Annotated in this window: 6 protein-coding genes; 4 read left to right on the forward strand and 2 right to left on the reverse strand. The window is 73.0% G+C overall.

Annotated features, from left to right (window positions below; genetic code table 11):
* Positions 1–874: 874 nt before the first annotated feature.
* On the reverse strand, positions 875–1,030 hold the full coding sequence (locus AC3ET4_RS30260; protein ID WP_431955076.1) for a DUF6126 family protein: 156 nt from the start codon (positions 1,028–1,030) through the stop codon (positions 875–877).
* Entirely contained in the window at positions 1,027–1,401 is a 375-nt protein-coding gene (locus tag AC3ET4_RS30265; RefSeq protein ID WP_431955078.1) for an ArsR/SmtB family transcription factor, read from the reverse strand. The genes AC3ET4_RS30260 and AC3ET4_RS30265 overlap by 4 nt, the downstream gene beginning before the upstream one ends.
* 133 nt (positions 1,402–1,534) lie before the next feature.
* Here AC3ET4_RS30265 and AC3ET4_RS30270 point away from each other — a divergent pair, with 133 nt between their 5' ends.
* The 4 genes from AC3ET4_RS30270 (at position 1,535) to AC3ET4_RS30285 (ending at position 4,666) form a co-directional block, all read left to right on the forward strand.
* Complete coding sequence (locus AC3ET4_RS30270; protein WP_431955080.1) at positions 1,535–2,044, forward strand: DinB family protein; 510 nt, start codon at positions 1,535–1,537, stop codon at positions 2,042–2,044.
* Between the two features lie 151 nt (positions 2,045–2,195).
* On the forward strand, positions 2,196–3,005 hold the full coding sequence (locus AC3ET4_RS30275; protein ID WP_431955082.1) for a DUF427 domain-containing protein: 810 nt from the start codon (positions 2,196–2,198) through the stop codon (positions 3,003–3,005).
* Positions 3,006–3,073: 68 nt separating this feature from the next.
* Positions 3,074–3,586 (forward strand): molybdenum cofactor biosysynthesis protein, encoded by a 513-nt coding sequence (locus AC3ET4_RS30280; protein WP_431955084.1) that lies wholly within the window; start codon positions 3,074–3,076, stop codon positions 3,584–3,586.
* A 132-nt stretch (positions 3,587–3,718) separates the two neighbouring features.
* Positions 3,719–4,666 (forward strand): endonuclease/exonuclease/phosphatase family protein, encoded by a 948-nt coding sequence (locus AC3ET4_RS30285; RefSeq protein ID WP_431955086.1) that lies wholly within the window; start codon positions 3,719–3,721, stop codon positions 4,664–4,666.
* The last annotated feature ends 46 nt before the right edge of the window (positions 4,667–4,712 follow it).

Raw genomic sequence — 4,712 nt, forward strand, 5'->3', positions numbered from 1 at the left:
CTGGTGATCACACCCGGGTGACAAGACGAACACCGGGTGGAGAACGCGCAGTTGCGCAGATGCGAAGCCGCAGCTCGGGCGGAGGGCGCCGAAGTGCCCGACGCGGTCCCGTTTCCCGGTGGAAGGGCTGCTTCGTGCGGCCATGAGACCCCCGCCGCATATGCCCCGCGCATGCACCCGACCACGAAGGCCGCCGCTTCGCCGCCCATCGGGTGCGCACGAGCTCCGTCCACAGCACCGATCGCCGGAACAATGCATTGCAGACGATGCGCTACATGATGATTCCGCTGTGTCGTCGCCATGGAACCGCGGGGGCGCCACTACGCACCGTCCCCGGCAGCCGACCGGAACGACGGACGGCGAGGCCGGCTGTCTTGACAGGGCGGACGTGGAACTCGGTGCGCGCGTCGCCGCCCGCGTGGGCCGATCTGCCGGCGATCAAGCGGCAGCCCCGCCAGGACCTGCTCGCCGGGCTGACCGCCGCCGTGGCGGCGTTGCCACTCGCGCTCGCGTGTTTCCTCCGGGCATCGGCGCGGACGCCGGTCTGGCCACCGCGGTGGCGGCCGGGACGCCGGCGGCCCTGTTCGCGGATCGGATGCGCAGGTCTCCCGGCCGACCGGGGCGATGACCGTGGTGCCGGTCGCCTGGTCCCCGTCGACCCGGCGAGCGCCACCGGACTGCGGCGAACGCCGGACAACGCTGTCTTGCCGGTCGCCTCGGCGGCGCGCCGCCGGGCGGCGCGATGTACGAGGGGTTCGTGAGAGCCGTCACGGCCGCGAGCGGCGCCCCGGTGCTCATCGCCGTGCGCATGTGTCAGTACCGGCGCGCGGGCGCGCCATGGTCGCTCTGCCGCCCGCGGCGTCCGGCGGGCCGCTCACTTGGGGGCGTGCTGCCCCAGGTAGAACAGCAGAGTGATGAAACCCGCGATGAAGTGGGTGATGAAGACGTAGACGAGGACGCGCAGCAGCACCGCCCGCTGCTTGTACCTGTCACCGCTGGAATCCGTGCGCGGGCCTCTCCGACGGCTCATGCGCCACCGCCGGTCCCGCCGCCCGCGCGGACGGCGGCGCCTCCCTCACTCTGCTTCAGTTCCGTCAGCAGATCCTGCTGCCCGGTCAGCAGATCGGTGAGGATGCGGCGGGCGGCCCGGAGCAGTTCCGCGACGTCGCCGCCCGCGAGCTCGTACACCACGGTGGAGCCGGTGCGCGTGGCGCTCACGATGCCGGACCGGCGCAGCACGGCGAGCTGCTGGGAGAGACTGGACGGCTCGATCTCCATCGCGTTGAGGAGCTCCCGCACCGGCCTGGGGCCGTCCTGCAGGAGTTCCAGCACGCGGATGCGCACGGGATGCCCGAGCATGCGGAAGAACTCCGCCTTGGCCTGGTAGAGCGGAACCTGCACTCGGACCACCCGCGCTCTAGTGGTTTCACCAATTGAAGAACTCTGCAATCCTAACCCAGGGTGATCGTCGGCCCGACCCGCCGCCCGGGTGAAGGGCTGCCCGCAGCACCGCATCGGAGAAAGTGAGCATCCTGTGACCGACGACGACCGCATGGGTCCGCCGCTGCGCGGGGGCGAGCGCGAGACGCTCCGGGCCTTCCTCGACTACCACCGCGCCACCTTGGCCATGAAGTGCCGGGGGCTGTCGGACGAGGAACTGCGGCAGCAGTCGATGCCTCCGTCCACACTGTCGCTGCTCGGGCTCGTCCGGCACATGGCGGAGGTGGAACGCGCCTGGTTCCGCCGGGTGTTCCAGGACAACGACGCGCCCATGGTGTGGTCCGAGGAGATCGACTTCCAGGCGGCCTACGACGCGAGCAGGTCCACCCGCGCCGAGGCCTTCGCGGCCTGGGAGGCCGAGGTGGCGAACTCCCGGCGGATCGAGGAGGCGGCCGACTCCCTGGACGCGACCGGGCACCAGCCCCGCTGGGGTGAGGACGTCTCCCTGCGGATGGTCATGGTGCATGTGCTCCTGGAGTACGGCCGCCACAACGGGCACGCGGACTTCCTGCGCGAGGGCGTCGACGGCACCGTCGGCGCCTGACCGCCCGCTCGCGGTGCGGCGCGGCGCGGCCTCGGCGGATGCCGGCCCCGGGGGACGTCGCCCCGCGGCCCCGGGGTGGCCGATCCCACGGGGGCCGGGGACGCTGGGCGTACGGGAAGCGAAGCCCGTGGACAGACCGAGGTGATCACCGATGGCGGACTCGAGCGCGAACCACCCGGGGCTGATCGTCCCGGTCGGGCAGGTCGAACCCGTACCGCGTCGCATCCGCGCGATGGTCGGGAGCCGTACCGTCCTCGACACCCGGCGTGCCATGTACGTGTGGGAGTGGCCCGGCTATCCGCAGTACAGCATCCCTATGGAGGACCTGACCGGTGCGGTGCTCACCGACGACGGCCGGGCCGGCCGGCTGGGCCCCGGACCGGCGCGCCGCCACTCGCTGCACGTCGGGTCCGAGGTCCGCGAGGGCGCGGCCTGGGTGTGGGACGAGGGAGCCCCGGACCGGCTCCTGGGCACGGCACGCTTCCGCTGGGAAGCCCTCGACGCCTGGTACGAGGAGGACGAGCAGGTCTTCGTCCACCCCCGCAGCCCGTACTCCCGGGTGGACGCCCTGCGCTCCTCGAGCAGCGTCCGCGTGGAGGTCGAGGGCACCGTGCTGGCCGACGCCCCGCACGCGGTGACCCTGTTCGAGACGGGCCTGCCGACGCGCTACTACATCGAGCGCGTGCACGTCGACTGGAGCAGACTGCGCCCCACGGACACCGTCACGAGTTGCCCGTACAAGGGCACGACCAGCGGCTACTGGTCGTTCGACGGCGACGGCGCCACCCACGAGGACATCGCCTGGGCGTACGACTTCCCCACGGCGGCGTGCGCCCCCGTCGCGGGCATGATCGCGTTCTACAACGAGCGCGTCGACCTGTACGTCGACGGGACACCGCTCCGCCGCCCCGCCGCGATGTCACGAGACGCATGGGAGCGGCGTCGCCTCGGACAGCCCTGAGACGCATCGCACACCGGACACGGAGGGCGGCCGCGCCGCCTGTCCGCGCGGCCTCTTAGGCTGGCCGCATGTCTCAGCGGGTCGAAGTCGTGCAGTTGCTGGTGTCGCCGGCGCACCGGTACATGGGGCGGCCGTCGGAAGGGCCGTCGCCTGCGCCGGCCGGGGAGCTGGTGAGCAGTGCCGAGGTGCGCAGCGGCCTGGGGCTCGTGGGCGACCGCTACTACGCGCGGCCGGCCCATCGCGACGCCGCCGTGACGCTCATGGGGGCCGAGAACCTCCCGTCGGACATCGGCTCGGACACGGACCTGCGGCACACCCGCCGCAATGTGCTGCTCCGCGGCGTGGACATCGACGCGTACGTGGGCGTCACCGTGGCTCTGGACACCGGCTCCGGGCCCGTCCTGTTCGCCGTGCGGCGCCCGGCCCGGCCCTGCGCCTGGATGGACGCCGTCATCGGTCCCGGGGCGCAGCGCGCGCTGCGCGGCAAGGGCGGAGTGCGGTGCACACCGCTGAGCGACGGCGTGCTCACCCTGGGTCCGGCGGACTTCCGGGTCCTGGAGGATGCGAAGGAGACGTCGTAGCGGGGGCCTGACCCGTACGGCGCGGACGGATGGGAACCGGATCGCCCGGCGCCGCGTCATCGGTACGTGCGATCACTGTGGCGGGCGGGGCAGCAGGCGGAGGACGAGGGAGCGGGGCCCGCGCGGGCGGGCGTGGCGCCGGCCGGTCGCGGATGGCGCGGCCGGCGGCGGGGGGACGGGGTCCTCGCGGCGCTCCCCCTCCTGCTCGCGTCGCTGATCGTCGGCCACGGCGCGGTGCCGAACGGCCCGGGCCGGCTGGGGAGCCTCTTGGAGACGTTCCTGCCGTGGCTGGGTCTGGGCGTCCCGCTGCTGGCGGGCCTGGCCCTGCTGCGGCGCTCGGGGGTCGGGCTGTGCTCGCCGCTGGTGGCGGCCGCGGTGTGGTTCGCGGTCTTCGGGTCGCCGCCGGTTCCTGACGGCGGTTCCCCGTACGACCTGGTGGTGGTGCAGCACAACGTCAGTGACACGAACGCGGACCCTCGGGGCACGGCGCGGCAACTGTCCTCCGCGGGCGGTGACGTGATCGCTCTGCAGGAGGTGACGCCGTCCCTCCTGCCGGAGTTCGGCGCCGCGTTGGGAGAGGTCTACCCGCATCACGTGTCCTTCGGAACGGTCGGGCTGTGGTCCAGGTTTCCCCTGACGGACGCACGCAGGATCGACATCCGGCCCGCGGACCTGGGCGATGACTGGGACCGCGGCCTTCGGGCGACCGCCCGGACACCGCACGGGGATGTCGCCGTGTACGTGGCCCACCTGCCCTCGCTCCGGCTCGGCCCGAGCGGGTTCGGCTCCGCCAGGCGGGACGAGAGCGCTGCCCTGCTCGGCGCCGCCCTCGCGGCCGAGCGGCTGGACCGGGTGGTCCTGGCCGGCGACCTCAACGGCACGCTCGACGACCGCGGGCTCGCCCCGCTGACCTCGCGGCTGAACACCCCGGAGTCCGGGCTCGCGTTCAGCTGGCCCCAGCGGTTCCCCCTGGCCCGGATCGACCAGGTCCTGGCACGCTCCGCGAAGGTCCTGAACGTACGGACGCTGCCTGCGACCGGGAGCGACCACCTGCCCCTCGCCGCCCGCATCCGCTTCTGAGCCGGACAAGCGAACGGCATACCACGTCGGCGAGCTGACAAGTCAT

This window comes from Actinacidiphila sp. bgisy167 (assembly GCF_057707665.1).

What these genes read in the sequence shown, in the direction of transcription:
- AC3ET4_RS30280 (WP_431955084.1), top strand. Translation starts at nt 3,074, where the DNA reads ATGTCTCAGCGGGTCGAAGTCGTGCAGTTGCTGGTGTCGCCGGCGCAC.
- AC3ET4_RS30275 (WP_431955082.1), top strand. Translation starts at nt 2,196, where the DNA reads ATGGCGGACTCGAGCGCGAACCACCCGGGGCTGATCGTCCCGGTCGGG.
- AC3ET4_RS30260 (WP_431955076.1), bottom strand. Translation starts at nt 1,030, where the DNA reads ATGAGCCGTCGGAGAGGCCCGCGCACGGATTCCAGCGGTGACAGGTAC.